Here is a 17,306-nt window from a genome sequence, read left to right on the forward strand (position 1 = left end):
TCAACTGGGGTCGTAAGAGAGTACCGGCGATAGCCAGCGCTCCATTTCCTCAAACGGCATCTGTTTACGCTCAGCGATTGCTTCTACCTGGTCACGAGTGATTTTGCCCGTCGAGAAATACTTTGACTGCGGATGAGCAAAATACCAACCCGCAACGGCAGCGGCTGGCCACATGGCGTAGCTTTCGGTTAGCGCAAGGCCGGTATTTTCTGTGGCGTTAAGCAGCTTGAACAAGGTGCCTTTCTCGGTGTGGTCCGGGCAGGCAGGATAGCCGGGGGCGGGGCGAATACCTAGGTATTTTTCTGCTATCAGCGCGTCGTTATCCAGAGTTTCTTCTGGTACGTAACCCCAGAACTCTTTACGTACCCGCTCGTGAATGCGCTCTGCAAAGGCCTCTGCCAAACGGTCGGTAAGTGCTTGAACCAAAATCGCGTTGTAGTCATCGCCTGCAGCTTCATACGCTTTGGTAAGTTCGTCAACGCCATGGCCGGCGGTGACCGCAAAGCCGCCGATCCAGTCGGCTTTACCGCTCTCTTTAGGCGCAATAAAGTCCGCCAGGCTGTAGCAGATACCGTCACGACCCTTGGTGGTTTGCTGGCGAATATGGTGAAGGCGCTCGATGACCTCACTGCGTGATTCATCGGCATACACTTCAACGACGTCATCATCCACGCTGTTGGCCGGCCACAGGCCGATAACGCCCCGAGCCTGAACGCGCTTTTCATCGACAAGCTTGCGCAACATGACTTGCGCATCGGCAAACAGGTTGCGCGCCGCTTCGCCCACAACCTCATCGTTAAGAATTTTTGGGTACTTACCCGCTAACTGCCAGCTCATGAAGAAGGGCGTCCAATCGATACGCTCGATCAGCTCTTCAAGGTCATAGTTATCGAACGTTTTGAGGCCCAGGAACTTGGGTTCAACCGGCGTCTGGGTGCTCCAGTCGGTGCGGAAACGACGTTTGCGCGCCTGAGTGTAATCCAGGTCCGCCGCTTTAGGGCGGCGCTTGGCGTTACGTTCGCGCACCTTGACATACTCTTCACGAATTTCCGCGACATACGCCGTTTTTAGATTGGGGGCGAGTAATCGGCCGGCGACACCTACCGCGCGAGAAGCATCGGTCACATAAATGACCGGTTGCTCGTACTGTGGCTCAATTTTAACGGCGGTATGCGCTTTGGAGGTCGTCGCGCCACCAATCAGCAGCGGCAGGTTCATGCCTCGGCGCTGCATTTCCTTGGCTACATGTACCATTTCATCGAGCGACGGCGTAATCAGCCCCGAGAGGCCAATAATATCGGCGTTGTGGTCAATCGCGGCTTGAAGAATTTTCTCGGCAGGCACCATTACGCCAAGATCAATAACTTCGTAGTTATTACACTGCAGCACCACGCCGACAATATTTTTGCCGATATCGTGAACGTCGCCTTTAACCGTGGCCATGACAATTTTGCCCTTGGCCTGAGTGCCTTCGTTTTTTTCCGCTTCGATATACGGGATCAAATAGGCAACCGCCTGTTTCATGACCCGCGCGGATTTCACTACCTGGGGCAGGAACATTTTACCGGCGCCAAACAGGTCGCCGACCACGTTCATGCCATCCATCAGTGGTCCTTCAATGACCTCGATAGGGCGCTCGGCCTGAACGCGAGCTTCTTCGGTGTCGTCTTCGATATAGGCCGTGATGCCTTTCACCAGCGCATGTTCGATGCGCTTATTAACGGGCCAGTCACGCCACTCAAGGTCCTCTTTCTTGGCCGGGCCGCTACCGTCACCCTTGTACTTGTCTGCCAGCTCCAGTAAGCGCTCGGTACCGTCGCTGCGCTTATTCAGCACAACGTCTTCCACGGCATCGCGAAGCTCGGCGGGTAAGTCGTCGTATAGCGCAAGTTGCCCGGCGTTAACGATCCCCATGCTCAAACCCGCACGGATGGCGTGATACAGGAACACCGAGTGGATCGCTTCACGTACCGGGTTATTGCCCCGGAACGAGAAGGAGACGTTGGAAACGCCGCCTGAAATCATCGCATGGGGCAGGTTTTCGCGAATCCACTGAGACGCCTCGATAAAGTCGACGGCGTAGTTGTTGTGCTCTTCGATGCCCGTGGCAATGGCGAAGATGTTGGGGTCGAAAATGATATCTTCGGCCGGAAAGCCGATGTCATCGACCAGTAGGTGGTAGGCACGCTCACAGATTTCCGTCTTGCGTGCGAACGTATCGGCCTGACCATCCTCGTCGAAGGCCATGACCACGATAGCCGCGCCAAAGCGACGACATTTGGTGGCCTGCTCACGAAACGCCGCTTCGCCTTCTTTTAAAGAGATTGAGTTAACAATGGCCTTGCCCTGAACGCATTTTAGGCCAGCTTCGATAATGTCCCATTTGGACGAGTCGATCATGATTGGCACGCGGGCGATATCCGGCTCGCCAGCGATCAGATTTAGAAAGCGCACCATGGCTTCCTGCGACTCCAGCATGCCCTCATCCATATTGATATCGATGATTTGCGCGCCGTTCTCGACTTGCTCAAGCGCTACTTCCAGGGCCGTGGTGAAATCTTCTTCAACGATAAGCCGTTTGAAACGCGCCGAACCCGTTACGTTAGTACGCTCACCCACGTTGACGAATAACGAGTCTGCATCAATGTTGAATGGCTCAAGCCCAGACAAACGGCAAGCGGAGCTACGCTCAGGAATTTGACGCGGTGCCATGGGGCGCACCGCATCTGCAATTGCACGAATATGTTCAGGCGTTGAGCCACAGCAGCCACCAATGATATTAACCAGGCCGCTCTCGGCAAACTCGCTAACAATCGCCGCCATCTCCTCCGGCGTTTGGTCATACTCACCAAATTCGTTAGGCAAGCCAGCGTTAGGGTGTGCGGAGACAAACGTATCGGCTTTGGTGGATAGCTCTTCAAGGTAAGGACGTAGCTCTTCAGCCCCTAGCGCACAGTTAAGGCCTACTGACAGCGGCTGGGCATGGCGAACCGAGTTCCAAAACGCCTCGGTGGTTTGCCCGGAAAGCGTCCGGCCCGAGGCATCGGTGATCGTGCCTGAAATCATGACCGGCAGACGCTTGCCAAGGTCTTCAAACAGCACTTCAAGTGCATAGATCGCGGCTTTGGCGTTAAGCGTATCGAAGATGGTTTCGATCATGATCAGGTCAGCGCCGCCCTCGATCAGCGCCTGAGCAGCTTCATAATAGTTTTCACGCAGCTCATCGAAGGTCACGTTACGCTTGGACGGGTCGTTCACATCCGGCGATAACGAAGCAGTGCGTGAAGTGGGTCCCAATACGCCAGCAACGAAACGCGGCACGCCGGTTTCAGCCGCGACCGCATCGCACACTTCCCGAGCCAGGCGCGCAGACTCACGGTTAAGCTCGACAACAATGTCTTCCATGCCGTAGTCGGCTTGAGAAAGGCGCGTACTGTTAAAGGTATTGGTTTCAATAATGTCCGCGCCCGCTTCCAGGTAGCCGCGGTGAATACGCGACACTACGTCGGGGCAGGTGAGCGCCAGCAAGTCATTATTGCCTTTTAAATCTGACGGCCAATCGCTGAAGCGTTCGCTACGAAAGTCTTCCTCGCTCAGCTGGGCATTTTGCAGCATGGTCCCCATACCGCCATCCAGAATTAGAATGCGTTGGGTAAGGCGTTGGGTAAGCGAGGCGTTCAAATCACTAGCGGCCATAACAGGGAATCTTCTCCAGCGTCTTGATCGAAAATATTTTATTAAAATACGTTTTCGAAAAGGGGTATGAGCGGCGTTTTACAACATATCAATAACCAAACGGGCATTATGATACCAAAGGCCGCCAAGCAGGGCAGCTATACAATGCAGCTGTTAAAAAATCATTAGCCCGTTAGCCATTTAAATAGCCTACTAAAACAGTCGGGATTGTGTCGACGCGCTGTTTTGCTTACCATAGCAATAAAATGACATGTGAAGTGGTATTGCCACTGTTCACGGGAGGGAAAATAGCCTCATGACCACGACTACCGAAGCACCAGGTATCGACATTACCGATAGCGCCCAAGAGTACCTTGCGGAATTGCTTGAAAAGCAAAACGTTGAAGGTATTGCTGTGCGTATTTTTATTACCCAACCGGGCACGCCGTATGCAGAGACATGCCTTGCATACTGCCGTCCGGGCGAAGAAGAACCCGCTGACGTTACGCTTGAACTTGAAAAGATCAACGTATTTCTTGATAAAAACAGCTTGGCGTTTTTAGAAGAAGCCGTGGTCGATTTCAATGCTGATCGTATGGGGGGGCAGCTGACCATCAAGGCACCCAACGCCAAGATGCCCAAGGTAAATGCTGACAGCCCGCTTGAGGACCGTATTAATTACGTGCTGTATAGCGAGATTAACCCTGGCTTGGCAGCGCATGGCGGTGAGATCAAGCTGATTGAGTTAACCGAGCAAAAAATGGCCATTCTGGCCTTTGGTGGCGGTTGCCAAGGGTGTGCAGCGGTAGATTTAACGCTTAAAGACGGCGTCGAAAAAACGCTGATGGAGCGCATTCCTGAGCTTGCCGGTATTCGTGATGTGACAGACCATACCGATAACACCAACGCTTATTACCGCTAGATAAAGCCGTGTTTTGATTCGAGCCCAGCCTTATGGCTGGGTTTTTGCGTTTTATCCAAACGTATACGGGACACGTGTTGTACAAGGATAAGGAGTCTTTAAGATTCGTTACGCGGAATGCTTTATTCGTTGGCGTACCTTGGGCAACATGCGCGATATGGCCGGAATGCGCAGGCACATCAGCAGTGCGCCTGCCATCGCGTATAAAAACCACTCCTGCATGTCGGCGCGTACTATCCACAAGAAATGCAGCAACACCAGCACCAAAATAACGTAGCTAAACTTATGGAGCGTTTTCCAGCGCTTGCCCAGTTTACGCATGGCCCAACGGTTAGACGTAGCGCCTAACGTTACCAAACCCAGCAGAGCAAGCATGCCCACAATAATATACGGCCGTTTAACGATCTCACTGCCTAGCTGAGTCCAATTAAGTCCCAGAATAAATAACGCGTAACAAACGAAATGCAAAAATGCATAGGCCAGCGTCCACAGGCCCAACTGGCGACGAATAACGCTAAAACCTTTCCAGCGTGTCAGCCGGGTCAGAGGCGTAAGACTTAAGGTAAGCAACAATAGCCATAGTGCGCCTTGGCCAATATTTAACAGCAAATAGCGCCCAGGCTCTGGGCCCGCCAGGTTGTTAGCTACTTGCAAACCCCACCAGCCCAAGGGCGCCAAGGCGAAAATGAAAACGCCTATACGCCATAGTGTCATAAAATAAGCCGGCATCAGTAGTGAACCCGAAGATCCATGCCTGCGTATAAGTCAGCGACTTCATCGGCATAACCATTAAACATACGCGTGTCGATGATATTGGTATTGAAGAGGCTGTTCGGTAAACGGCGTTCGGTAGCCTGGCTCCAGCGAGGATGATCGACTTCAGGGTTCACGTTGGCGTAAAAGCCATATTCATTGGCAGCGATTTGCTGCCAGGAATTGAGTGGCTCTTCTTCAACCAATGAAATGCGCACAATCGATTTAATGCTTTTAAAGCCATACTTCCATGGCACCACTAGGCGAAGCGGTGCACCGTTTTGATTAGGTAGCTCTCGTCCATACATGCCCATCGCTAGAAAGCTTAGCGGATGCATTGCCTCATCAAGGCGTAGCCCTTCTACATAGGGCCAGTCGATTAGGGCAAAAGCGGAGCCTTGCCCAGGCATTTGTTCAGGATCTACTAGCGTTTCAAAGCGCACGTAATTGGCTTTTGACGTCGGCTCTGCGCGTTGAATAACCTCGGCAAGCGAAATGCCTAGCCAAGGAATAACCATCGACCAGGCTTCAACACAGCGTAGCCGGTAAATGCGTTCTTCAAACTGGGAAGGGTTGACGAGATCTTCAAGGGCGAAGCGCCCACCCTTATTGACCTCACCATCAATCACTACGCTCCAAGGCTTAGTCACCAGCGAGCCCGCTTTGCGTGAGGGGTCGCTTTTGCCGGTACCAAATTCAAAAAAATTGTTGTAGCTGCTGGCATCCGCATAAGGGGCCATTTTGTCCTGGCTCGGGTCAGTAGGCACAACTGCCCGCCACTCGGCCGCATCGCGTTTGGCCTTAAACCATTCAGGCGCATCGCCTTCGGGAACATCGTTGTAGTCAGGCATTTGCTCACTGGCTGAGGTGTGGCCTGCTAATGCCAGCCCTGCTCCGAGGCCCGCGAGTCCGCCCATAAAACGTCGGCGTGATAAGTAAATCGACTCAGGGGTGACCTCTGATTCATGTAAGTCACCAGGTTTAGCAATTTTAATCAGCATGGTGATGCTCCTGCCGGTCAACAACCATCGGCTGGTTAAATGATGTCGGCAGGCTAGCCGGTGTCGACGTCATTCAATCATTCTCGTTCAACTGCCTTTCTCTGACGTTTATCGAAGCAGGTAGTTCAGAAAGTTGCTGCTGTAACGCCGTCATTTGTTGACCCATTGTGGTCTGCCATTCGCGCTCACGTTTCATCTGCTCTCGCTGCTGTTTGTTGTTTTCCTGAGCATCTTCCAATTGCTGAGTGAGCGATGCAATGCGCTCTTCCTGGGTGGCGATGTGCTGCTCCTGTTCTTTTGCCTGCTGGGCATATTGGCTTGCCTGAGTCTGCTGTTTTAGTAGATCGCCGCGATTTTGCTTTAGCTCCTCCGTTAACGCCTCGATGCGTTGCTGCTTCTGCTGGAGCCGCTTTTGCGAGGCTTTTCCTTCCTGAGCACGCTCCTGGCGAGCCTCATCCAGCATCGCCATCAATCTTCCCTCGGCATTTTCATTGCGCTGCTCTTCTTGGGCCAGGCGTTTTTCCCATACGCTCTGTTGCTCTTTTAACGCAGCGGTATGTTGCTGGCCAAGGGCCTCATTATGCTGGTGTAAGGTTTCATTTGCTTTTTTTAACTGCTGGTTTTCCTCATGCGCCTCAGTGGCAGCCTGCTGCCAATGTTGCTCTTTGGCCTGGCTTGCGGCCAGCTCACGGTTAAGCGCTTCAAGACGCTGCTCGGTATGGCGGAAGTGTTCCGCCAGGGCGCTTTCGCGCTGTTCGGCGTTCGCGGCTAACTGTTCGGCATTCTCTGCCAGCTGTTGGGCTTCTTCGACTTGTCGATTCGCCTCTTCGCGGTAGTGCAGCAGCGCCTGATTGGCGACTTCTTGCGCTTCACGCCATAGCTCACTGGCGACATTAACAACTACCTCAGGGACACCTTTAGGTGGAGGAACGTCGCGGTTCTGTTCGCGCTCGGTGCGCCAATAGCGGAAGTGCTCGCTAATCGTCGTAAAGCTGCCGGTACCCAACACCTCGCGGATTCGTTGCACGCTGGGTGTATCGCCACGGGTAAGAAGCGTATCGATTGCGTGCTGTACGTCACTGTACTGAATGCCACTGCGCGCCATGCTGTCTCTTCCTGATATTGCCTATTGAATCGTTCTATTTTCCGCGTAATGGCTTATAAATACAATAATTACGTTATACGTATTACGTAACTTTATTTATCATTAAGCAATAAAATTCAAGATTACTCTTATAATCTTGAATTTATACACGCCCGGCATCATACTTATCCCTTAGCAAACAGCGGCATAGCGATGCAGGCTAAAATAGAGCCAGGTAGCGTTATCGAGATAGGTATCAGTATGTTTATGATCAAATGGACGTAATTGCCGGACAGAAGGGCGGCATACAGGCGTCAGGCGCTGTAGTGGAGCTGCCATTTCAGTCATCACACATTAATGCGCATACAGACGCTCAGGCCGTTGCTGCATGGCTTGCCGAGTATCAGGACAGCCCGCAAACCTGGAAAAGCTACCGGCGTGAAACCGAGCGACTGTTGCTTTGGCTTGACCACCAGCACTTAACGCTGGAAGCGATGAACCGGGAAACGCTGCGCCAATTTGAAGCATTCTTGGCAGACCCGCAGCCCGCCCAGCACTGGGTTGGGCCTTCAAAACCTCGTTACCACCCGGAGTGGCGGCCATTTCGTGGAGCGTTATCACCCGCCAGCCGCCGACAAAGTTTGATTATTTTGCAGGGGCTGTTTAGCTGGCTGGTAGAAGCAGGGTGGGTCAGCCATAACCCGTTTCGGTTGATGCGCGATAAATCTCGCCGCCTAAACAATCAGACACCGCGTATTGAGCGCTATCTGGAACGTGAGCTATGGGAGTGGTTTTGGTGTTGGCTTAATCAGCCAGTGAGTGACGGGAAGGGAAGTCGTGCCGAGTATGAACAGGCCCGACGCCGATTTATCTTTGGCTTTGCCTACTTATTAGCACCGCGTATTAGCGAAATGGCGGGCGCCCGCATGGGCGATTTTTCCCAATCAGAAGGGCGCTGGTGGTGGTCCGTGGTGGGCAAAGGCAGCAAGCTTGCTCGCGTCCCAGTGCCTGATGATATGCAGGCATGTTTGGCTGGTTGGCGACAAGCGCTTGGGCTTGATGGATTGCCCATGCAATTTGACGAGACACCTGCTATCCGAGCGCTGGATGGAAAGCGGGGGATTGGTGATAATCAACTTTACCGGCTGATCCGTGAAACCTTTGCAGAAGCGGCCGACGTACTTGAAGCTGAAGAGGGGGCGCCCGCCTATGTGGCTGCGCTGCGCAAGGCAACACCGCACTGGCTGCGGCACACCTCGATCACTCACCAGGCTCAAGCGGGTATTAGCTTGCGTCACTTGGCAGAAAGCGCCCGCCATGCACGGTTGGACACCACGTCGCGCTACCTGCACACCGAAGATAACGAGTGGCACCGTGAACAGCAACGTCACCGGCTTACGCCATAAGGCACGTCAGGCTGACAAAGCTATCCACGCAAGCCACCTTGAACCCGTATAATGGTCTGACGCTTTTAAATCGAATATGAAAAGGAACGAGTATGAGCACTTCCGGCGCCGAGCAGGCCCAGCAAGAGCTAATCGAAGAGTTTGAAATGTTTGATAACTGGATGGACCGATATCAATACATTATCGATATGGGCAAGCAGCTTCCTGATTTTCCAGAGGCGTGCAAAACTGCGGAGTATAAAATTCAGGGCTGCCAATCCAATGTATGGATGCGCCATGAACAGCAGGGCGACACGCTGGTCTTTAGCGCTACCTCTGATGCGGCAATTGTTTCTGGGCTGATTGCGGTGCTGTTACGCATCTATAGCGAGCGCACAGCGGCTGAAATCCGCACTACCGAACCGCACTTTTTAGCGGATCTTGGGCTGGATAAACATCTTTCCCCCACGCGCAGCAATGGCCTCCACGCCATGCTTGAGCGTATTTACCAAGTGGCGCAGCAAGCCTAATACGGCATTAACGTTGATGTTGATGACAGCATGAAGGAGAGGGCGGCGACTCGTCGTCCTCTTTACAAAGTTGCTCACTACGCCCACCGGGAACAGGGTCCATGCCACCAGGGTTGCCAGGATGGCATTTTAGGATTCGCTTGATAGCCATCCAACCACCTTTGACAGGGCCGTGCACCTGAAGGGCTTCAATGGTGTAGGAGGAGCAGCTTGGCCAAAATCGGCAGCGAGGCCCGAGCAGGGGACTAATAAGGTATTGGTAGGCACGCACCGTGCCAACCATTACTAAAACCGCCAGCTTGCGTAAAGCACGTAATATGTAATGCACCCAGCGCATGACTAACGGTTACCGTAAAGCTCATCAGGGTGAATAAGCGGTTCACTATTAATGGTGGCATCGGCGCTGGTTAGTGACAGATAAAAGCAGCTTCGGCGACCGGTATGGCAAGCAGGACCTGTCTGGTCTACCTGTAGCAGCAATGTATCGCCATCACAATCCAGAGCCGCCGACTTAAGATGCTGCTGCTGTCCGGATGACTCGCCTTTTCGCCAGAGCTTTTTGCGTGAACGCGAATAGTAGCAAACGCGATGCGTGCTCAGCGTTTCCTCCAGTGCTTCACGCGTCATCCAGGCCATCATTAACACTTCTTTGGTGTCATACTGTTGAGCGATAGCAGGCAATAAACCTTCCGCGTTAAATCTAACAGCATCCAATAACGTCGTGGTGGCGGGCAATGTATCTTGTGGCGTTGCCGCCTCAAGTGCCTTGAATAACGTATCAGCCGGTAGTTGATCAAAACGAGACATATCTATTATTCACTCTTGGCTCGACAGTTTTGACAAAGGCCTTGCAGCTCAATCGTCTGTCGTTCAACACTAAAGCCTTGCCGGCTGGCAAAGGCTGACAGCTGATCGCTGACTTCATCCAAATGCAGTTCTTCGACGTAACCACATTGACGGCAAATCAGCAGTTGGAACCCATGAATATGTTCAGGACAGGCGCATGCCACATAGGCGTTTAGCGACTCGATACGATGCACCAATCCTTGGTCAATCAAGAATTCCAGCGCTCGATAAACTGTAGGAGGGCGGGCAGCCGCATGCTCTGTTGAAAGTTTATCCAACAGGTCATAGGCTTTTAAACCGCCGCCATTGTGAGCAATCAACTCAAGCACGCGGCGTCGAATGGGGGTAAATCGAACGCCGCGGCTGTGACACTGTGATTCCGCTTGTTGAAGTAGCGTATTCGCTTCAGTCATTGGTGCACTCAGTAAACGTCATCAGCTTAGTCTACGCGCTTGCGATAGTTGTGTCAGGGCTTTCTGTTAGCTCACTCTTGCGAGCAAAGTGGTGCTGAGCAAACGCGACACGCTCGGCAACTGGCACCCCTTCTGGTTGACGCTCGATGAGATCAAGCCGGCGACGCAAACCCTCTCCGTTGGTCATTTGAATCGCAAGGCCCGGGCGTGCATTCAGCTCAAGCAGCATGGGCCCATGTTGCCTGTCCAGCACCATATCGGTTCCCAAATAGCCTAATCCGGTCATTTCATAGCAACCCGCCGCCAGATTTAGCAGGGTGTCCCACTGGGGGACCGCTAGGCTTGCCAGGTCATGCCCGGTATCCGGGTGGTTGAAGCAAGGGCGGTCAAACTGCACGCCGCGAAGCGCTTCTCCGGTGGCAATATTCAATCCAACACCGACCGCTCCCTGGTGCAGGTTGGCTTTGCCATCGGAGGCCGCCGTTGATAAGCGCATCATCGCCATGACGGGGTAGCCCTTGAAAACGATGACCCGAATATCCGGCACACCTTCGTAGGTATATGCCATCAGGCTTTCTTCAAAATTAATCAGCGTTTCAATGACAGCTACATCCGGAGAGCCGCCCAGGGAGTAAAGCCCTGAAAGAATATTAGAGACATGACGCTCTACAGCCTCAAGCGTTAAATGCGCTCCGCTGGGTTTAACAAACTGATTATCAACTACCTTTTCGATAACCAGGATACCCTTGCCGCCACTGCCTTTGGCAGGTTTGATAACAAAACCATCATGACCTGTCAGCATATCGCCAATATGCTGAACGCCAAACTGCGTGGTTACCGTACCAATAAGTTCCGGCGTGGTAATGCCATACTCTTGCGCCAAAAGTTTAGTCTTGAGCTTGTCATCCACCAACGGGTAAAGGCGCCGTGAATTATACCGGCCAATATAGCGAATATTGCGCCGATTCATGCCGATAATGCCTTTGTCGCGCAGGCAGCTAGGCCATGTCCAGTTGTTGAGCCAACTCATGATGGCTTCTCGTCATCAGTAATCGGCTTGAAGCGGCGTAACTCCAGCAGACGATAGCCGGTGTAGTTACCCAAAATCAGAATAAGCGCCATTAAAATCAGCTGAACACCCAGGAAGTTGAAGGTGATGTGACGCACCCAGGGGTTGTTCATGGCAAGGTATGCGAGCACGGCTGTCAACAAGCTGCCGCCCCCCTGAATAATGACCTGTTTTGGGCCTTCTTCTTCCCAGAGGATCGACATCCGCTCAATCGTCCAGGCCAGGATAATCATGGGGAAGAAGGTGACCGTGAGCCCTGCGCTTAGACCCATACGGTAAGCCAATACGGTAAAGATCGAGATAATCGCGATGACCGTTATGATGACCGCTGACACTCTCGCCACCAATAATAAGTTCAAATAAGACAGATAGTTACGAATAACCAAGCCAACAGCCACGATCAGCAGGAAGCCAATCAAACCCGTCAGCAGGGTGGTTTGTATAAAGGCGAGGGCGATCAGAACAGGCATAAACGTGCCTGATGTTTTCACCCCGACCAATACACGCAAAAACACAACGACCAAAGCGCCAATGGGAATCAGCAGGATCGTTTGGAAAAGTGCTTGTTCTTCAAGTGGTAAGCTATGGATTGAGAAGTTCAGCAGCGTATCATCAGAAAAGTGGTTGCGCACAGCAGCAGACGCTGGCTGATGGTGCGTTAGCATAGAGAAGCTAACCCGCGAGTTTGTACCGCCTTGAACTTCAAGCACCGCCCGACCACTTGTTTCCCAGAGCAGCAGGTTCTCGGGCTGGCCTTCCTCGCCCGTTGCGGGGTCGAATATATTCCAGCTTTCTGCAGGCTCATCAAATACCTGAATCCAACTGCTTAATAGTTGACGCCGGCGCCCATCTTCCAGTAGTAGTCCGCTGACTTCTCGTGCTTGTACACCCGCTTGATTTAGCAAGCGCACGATGAGAGCTGACGGCGTTTCCTGGGTAAGCAGTAAGCGGGCATTTTCGCCCTGACGCTCGCCATTTACATCAAGAATTAGCTCACGCGCAAAGGTCGCATTATTTGCACTTCTGGCCCACGCTCTATCAATTAGCTGGGTAGCTGCTGAATCATAAGGACTTTCCCAGGGCGTGCTCGACACCAGCCCTGGCGGTGCTTGTACCGGCGGGCGGGAACCAGGTGATACCAGCATTTGCACCGAATAATAGAGCTGCTGGCTGCCAGCAGCATTCCGAATGGTCCATTCGGCTTGGCGCCCGAAATCATCCGTCTGGTAGGCTAAACCATAGCCAGAAGAAGCGGTATTTTCGGTCAGTACACGAAAGCCTGCCTGCTGGGTGGGCAGCGCTAAGTCCACTTTTACGGGGCCATTCTGGGCATTGAAATTGATAACGGCCTCAATTTCCCATACCTGACGCTGCTCGCCTGGTACCCAAGGAATTTCAAAATGAAGATGTCTATGCACACTGGTGGCAATACCTGCCACAAGAAGTAGACCTACAATGATATAAAACGGAAGGCGTGACATTAAAATTCCTTTCAGCGAAAAGCGGCAGGGGAGCTTTTACTCTTCGATATCGTCTTGGTCGACCGCTTCATCTTCAGCGGCTTGTTCAGCAGGGTCACCGCCGGGAAATTCTGGACGCTCATGTAAGTAGGTTTGCGCCACATCAACAATAGCAATATCCATTAAGAAACGGCGGCCTAGCAATACGGGGAAATCGAGGTGGGTACGATCATTCAGCGTAAATTCGACGTTTTCACGAATAGGACCGAGCGTCATTAATAGAGAGACAACGGGGCGAGACTCTTCACCAGACGCTTGAACAATGCGTACACGCCGTTGAACAGGTGCCTCGATCCACTCGTTACGCAATGACTCCACGACACTATCATCCTCAGTCAGTGCCAGCTTGAAGCGCACCCAATCTTCGCCATCGCGCTCAAAGCGCGTAATGTCGGAGGCCGATAATGATGACGTCTCTGCACCGGAGTCCACGCGTGCTTTTAAATAGGTACCTACACCTGGCAGGCCAACCCATTCGCTACGTCCCAGCATGGTTTTCATATCTAGCGTGGTGTCCACTTCACACTCTTCGCGGATAATGATGGGCTCGTCACCCCGAGCTTCAAGCTCCTTTATATCACCGCGTAAAAGGCGTAGCAGGCTACCTACTTCACGAACATCAGCGGTAAGCACCTGCTGCTGGCTGAGTTGTTGCGCCTGATGCTGAGCATTGGCACTGCATTGTTGCCCTAATGCATCCTGTAGCTCGAGCATTCGAGTATTGAATGCTACCTCGTTCAATAACGGTGGCTCATTAGAATCTGGTTGCTGAAGGGCGCAGCCAGAAAATAGAAGTGATAAACCAGCCATCAGCCACAAAACACCTGGGCGCATAACGAGAGACATCCTTGAAAATTAAAAAGGAATAATAAGGAGAAGCTAGACCGGTTGTCCAACGCCGTATTAACTTTTTAGAAGCTACCTAATCTACCATTTAACATAATATATATTATGCGAACATCTAAATTCTTAATTTCCACATAAAACACTTAAGGTGGCGTATATCCGTCTAATATTCTGATTTTTTTGACCCCAATGGCTTTAGCGTGCACATTCTTACATAACCAGATGCCGATTGCTTCCTCCTGGATCGGTTCCGACCGCGAAGATGACATTTATGCTGCAGACAAGCCCAGATTATCGTTTCAGCTTTTTAACGTGGTCACCCCCCGATAATGCCGAGCGTTAATGTCGGTTTCATCTGTCATCTCCTGTTGAGCCGCCATCTCTTCGGGCGTAAACCGCGCTCTATGGCGCGCAGCAAACCGCTCAAGATCAGCATGGGTGCACATCTGCCCAGTAAAAATATTGATGTACTGAGCCACTCGGGCGATCCGCGTATCTTGGGTCTCCTGGGTATGCATCGAGATATAGCCGATCTGAATCAAATACATCGTGCGTGCACGGGTATCAGCTTCCAACACGTCATAGTCATAGCGAATAAACATGTCTTGCAGCGCTTGTAGCCGCACGCTATCGGCTTGGCTAACGCGCTCAGCAACCGCTTGATCTTGCAGGCTCCAGCTTCTAACGGCGTACTCAAATTCAGAATCAAATACCGCTGGGTCAAACCAACAGTCAAAGATATTGAGCGTGGCTTCCACGATGGAAGACGCATATTTCTCCGATTGCTCAATTAAGGCCTGGGTATTTTGTCGCTCCCACCGCTCCAGTAGTGCAGCAAGCACTTCTTCACGGTCTTTAAATAGCCAGTAAAAACTAGTGCGTGATGTTTTTAACTTCTTTGCTAACGGTACGATCTTGACGGCGCTGACTCCCGAGGCTGTCAGTAGCTCGTAAGCAGCATCAATCCAAGCAGTTTGGTTAATCGTGGCGCGTCCGTTTTTCACGTATTGCTCTCTTTGCCATGGTGATGTAATCGATCATACAGCAAGCTTGTCATCTTTATGTACAGAGATGTCATATATATTGACAGCTATGAACAGAGAAGACTAGCTTGTGATAATCATCAAAACAACAAGAGAAGACGACCGTGAAAAATGACCCTTTGCTACAGCCGCTACAACTAAAACATTTAACGCTGAAAAATCGGGTAATGTTGACTTCTCACGAACCCGCCTACCCCGAAGATGGCATGCCTAAAGAGCTATACCGGGCCTATCATGTTGAACGTGCCAAGGCAGGTATTGCCCTGACCATGACTGCTGGGTCGGCAGCGGTTTCCCGAGACAGCCCGCCGGTGTTTAACAATATTTTGGCTTATAAAGATGAGGTGGTGCCGTGGATGCGCGACCTCACCGAGGCATGCCACGAACACGGTACGGCGGTAATGATTCAGCTAACGCACCTGGGTCGCCGCACCCGGTGGGACAAAGGGGATTGGCTACCGGCGGTATCAGCCTCCAATCATCGAGAAGCATCTCATCGTGCTTATCCAAAAAAAGCCGAGCTTTGGGATATTGAGCGATTAATCAAGGATTACACTGACGCCGCCGAACGCATGTACGCAGCAGGCTTGGACGGCATGGAGATTCAGGCGTACGGTCATCTGATGGATCAGTTCTGGTCACCGTTAACCAACGAGCTTGATGCGCCTTATGGCGGTAGCCTGGATAACTGGCTACGGTTTACCTTTGAAGTGCTCCAAAGCATCCGTGAGCGTGTTGGTGAGAAGTTCTTACTTGGCGTGCGTTATACCGGTGACGAGTGCTTACCCGGGGGGTTCGATGCCCGTGATGGCATGACCATTTCGCACCGTTTGAAAGACAGCGGTTTGGTAGATTTTCTTAATGTCGTTAAAGGGCATATTGATACCGATCCGGGTCTGACGGACGTGATTCCTATCCAAGGCATGCCCAGCGCGCCACATCTGGATTTTGCAGGCGAGATTAAGCATGAAGTCGACTTCCCCACTTTCCATGGGGCTAAAATTCAGGATGTTGCGACGGCTCGTCATGCGATTGCCACCGGCAAGGTCGATATGATCGGCATGACTCGTGCTCATATGGCCGACCCACACCTAATGAAAAAAGTCATCGAAGGCCGTGAAGAAGAGATCCGTCCCTGCGTGGGCGCCAATTACTGTCTGGACCGCATCTACCAGGGCGGCGCGGCGTACTGTATTCACAACGCCGCGACTGGACGTGAAACCACCATGCCCCATACCATCCCTCTCGCCAATACCAAACGTAAGGTAGTGGTCGTTGGCACAGGCCCCGGCGGGCTGGAAGCCGCCCGCGTGGCTGCCGAACGCGGTCACGAAGTCGTCGTATTTGAAGCAGCAGATACCCCCGGCGGGCAAATTCGTTTAACGGCACAGAGCGAGCGTCGTCGAGAAATGATGGGAATCATCGACTGGCGCTTTGAGCGCTGTCAGGCCATGGGCGTAACATTTCATTTCAATGTTTTTGCCGAACAGGATGAAGTACTCGCCGAAGCGCCGGATGTGGTCATTGTGGCAACGGGCGGGCAGCCTAACGAAGAGGCGCTTCAAGAGGGCAACGAGCTGGCCGTCACCGGTTGGGATCTGCTCTCAGGCCATGTGGCGCCAGGCAGCAACGTGCTGGTGTACGACGATGCAGGCGACCATACCGCCCTACAAGCGGCTGAGATTATTGCCAAAGCAGGCGGTAAGGTCGAATACATGACAGCCGACCGCGCCTTGGCGCCGGAGGTCATGGCTATGAACCTGGTGCCTTACATGCGTACACTACAAATGCTGGATACCACGTTCACCCCAACCTTCCGCCTGACTGGTATTAAGCGCGACGGCAGTGAGCTGGTTGCCTTGGTCAGCAGCGATTACACAAACGTTGCTAAAGAGCGGCGCGTAGACCAAGTCGTCGTCAATTTCGGCACCTTGCCTATGGCCGATCTATATGAAGAGCTGAAGCCGCTGTCGAGCAACCAAGGGGCCGTCAACTATGACAACCTGATTGTAGGCACACCGCAGCCTATCGCTACCGAAGGCAAGTTCCAGCTGTTCAGGATTGGGGATGCCATTTCGCACCGCAATACCCATGCCGCGATTTATGATGCCCTGCGCATCGTCAAAGACTTATAAGGTCCTGGCACTTAAGGGAGCCGGTTTTCGACCCGGCTCACTATTTTTAGTTTAGTGCTTTTCTTGGTCGTCTAGTCTCGCAGG

The 17,306-nt window shown here is 52.4% G+C and carries 15 protein-coding genes; 4 read left to right on the top strand and 11 right to left on the bottom strand.

Going from position 1 to position 17,306, the window contains the following annotated elements; genetic code table 11:
* Entirely contained in the window at window positions 1-3,696 is a 3,696-nt protein-coding gene (gene metH, locus ACT3TY_RS15955) for a methionine synthase (RefSeq protein WP_444628869.1), read from the bottom strand.
* Between the two features lie 295 nt (window positions 3,697-3,991).
* On the opposite strand from metH, the gene nfuA reads away from it, so the two are divergent.
* Complete coding sequence (gene nfuA / locus ACT3TY_RS15960) at window positions 3,992-4,597, top strand: Fe-S biogenesis protein NfuA (RefSeq protein WP_172116638.1); 606 nt, start codon at window positions 3,992-3,994, stop codon at window positions 4,595-4,597.
* A 108-nt stretch (window positions 4,598-4,705) separates the two neighbouring features.
* Here the strand turns inward: nfuA and msrQ are convergent, their stop codons facing one another.
* The 3 genes from msrQ to ACT3TY_RS15975 all read right to left on the bottom strand — a co-directional run bounded on the left by msrQ (window position 4,706) and on the right by ACT3TY_RS15975 (window position 7,456).
* Window positions 4,706-5,311 carry a protein-methionine-sulfoxide reductase heme-binding subunit MsrQ gene (msrQ, locus tag ACT3TY_RS15965; RefSeq protein WP_444628870.1) on the bottom strand — a complete coding sequence of 202 codons (606 nt, stop codon included), beginning with the start codon at window positions 5,309-5,311 and terminating at the stop codon, window positions 4,706-4,708.
* Between the two features lie 14 nt (window positions 5,312-5,325).
* Entirely contained in the window at window positions 5,326-6,351 is a 1,026-nt protein-coding gene (gene msrP / locus ACT3TY_RS15970; protein WP_444628871.1) for a protein-methionine-sulfoxide reductase catalytic subunit MsrP, read from the bottom strand.
* 73 nt (window positions 6,352-6,424) lie between these two features.
* A complete protein-coding gene (locus tag ACT3TY_RS15975; RefSeq protein ID WP_444628872.1) occupies window positions 6,425-7,456 on the bottom strand; it encodes a DNA-binding protein in 1,032 nt (343 codons plus the stop codon).
* Window positions 7,457-7,710: 254 nt separating this feature from the next.
* Between ACT3TY_RS15975 and ACT3TY_RS15980 the strand changes: the two genes are divergently transcribed.
* Both ACT3TY_RS15980 and ACT3TY_RS15985 read left to right on the top strand, forming a co-directional pair.
* The gene (locus ACT3TY_RS15980) at window positions 7,711-8,841 is read left to right on the top strand and encodes a tyrosine-type recombinase/integrase (protein ID WP_444628873.1); all 1,131 of its coding nucleotides are present in this window, start codon (window positions 7,711-7,713) and stop codon (window positions 8,839-8,841) included.
* Window positions 8,842-8,933: 92 nt separating this feature from the next.
* Entirely contained in the window at window positions 8,934-9,350 is a 417-nt protein-coding gene (locus tag ACT3TY_RS15985; protein WP_193053557.1) for a SufE family protein, read from the top strand.
* Between the two features lie 7 nt (window positions 9,351-9,357).
* On the opposite strand, the gene yidD is transcribed toward ACT3TY_RS15985, so the two are convergent.
* From yidD to ACT3TY_RS16020, 7 genes are all read right to left on the bottom strand, one after another.
* The gene (gene yidD, locus ACT3TY_RS15990; protein ID WP_172116632.1) at window positions 9,358-9,687 is read right to left on the bottom strand and encodes a membrane protein insertion efficiency factor YidD; all 330 of its coding nucleotides are present in this window, start codon (window positions 9,685-9,687) and stop codon (window positions 9,358-9,360) included.
* A gap of 2 nt (window positions 9,688-9,689) precedes the next feature.
* Window positions 9,690-10,157 carry a phosphoribosyl-AMP cyclohydrolase gene (hisI, locus tag ACT3TY_RS15995; RefSeq protein ID WP_087105438.1) on the bottom strand — a complete coding sequence of 156 codons (468 nt, stop codon included), beginning with the start codon at window positions 10,155-10,157 and terminating at the stop codon, window positions 9,690-9,692.
* A 5-nt stretch (window positions 10,158-10,162) separates the two neighbouring features.
* Complete coding sequence (locus ACT3TY_RS16000; protein WP_172116630.1) at window positions 10,163-10,609, bottom strand: Fur family transcriptional regulator; 447 nt, start codon at window positions 10,607-10,609, stop codon at window positions 10,163-10,165.
* A gap of 31 nt (window positions 10,610-10,640) precedes the next feature.
* Entirely contained in the window at window positions 10,641-11,639 is a 999-nt protein-coding gene (locus tag ACT3TY_RS16005) for an alpha-L-glutamate ligase-like protein (protein WP_172116629.1), read from the bottom strand.
* Window positions 11,636-13,159, bottom strand: a complete 1,524-nt coding sequence (locus tag ACT3TY_RS16010) for an inactive transglutaminase family protein (RefSeq protein ID WP_172116628.1) — start codon at window positions 13,157-13,159, stop codon at window positions 11,636-11,638. The genes ACT3TY_RS16005 and ACT3TY_RS16010 overlap by 4 nt, the downstream gene beginning before the upstream one ends.
* Before the next feature lie 36 nt (window positions 13,160-13,195).
* Entirely contained in the window at window positions 13,196-14,032 is an 837-nt protein-coding gene (locus ACT3TY_RS16015) for an ATP-dependent zinc protease family protein (RefSeq protein WP_193053553.1), read from the bottom strand.
* 311 nt (window positions 14,033-14,343) lie between these two features.
* Window positions 14,344-15,048: a TetR/AcrR family transcriptional regulator gene (locus tag ACT3TY_RS16020; RefSeq protein WP_444628874.1), complete on the bottom strand. Its 705-nt coding sequence runs from the start codon at window positions 15,046-15,048 to the stop codon at window positions 14,344-14,346.
* A 143-nt stretch (window positions 15,049-15,191) separates the two neighbouring features.
* Here ACT3TY_RS16020 and ACT3TY_RS16025 point away from each other — a divergent pair, with 143 nt between their 5' ends.
* Window positions 15,192-17,222 carry an oxidoreductase gene (locus ACT3TY_RS16025; RefSeq protein WP_444628875.1) on the top strand — a complete coding sequence of 677 codons (2,031 nt, stop codon included), beginning with the start codon at window positions 15,192-15,194 and terminating at the stop codon, window positions 17,220-17,222.
* Window positions 17,223-17,306 lie beyond the last annotated feature (84 nt).

This window comes from Halomonas sp. AOP22-C1-8 (assembly GCF_052378905.1).
GTDB classification, from domain to species: domain Bacteria; phylum Pseudomonadota; class Gammaproteobacteria; order Pseudomonadales; family Halomonadaceae; genus Vreelandella; species Vreelandella citrativorans.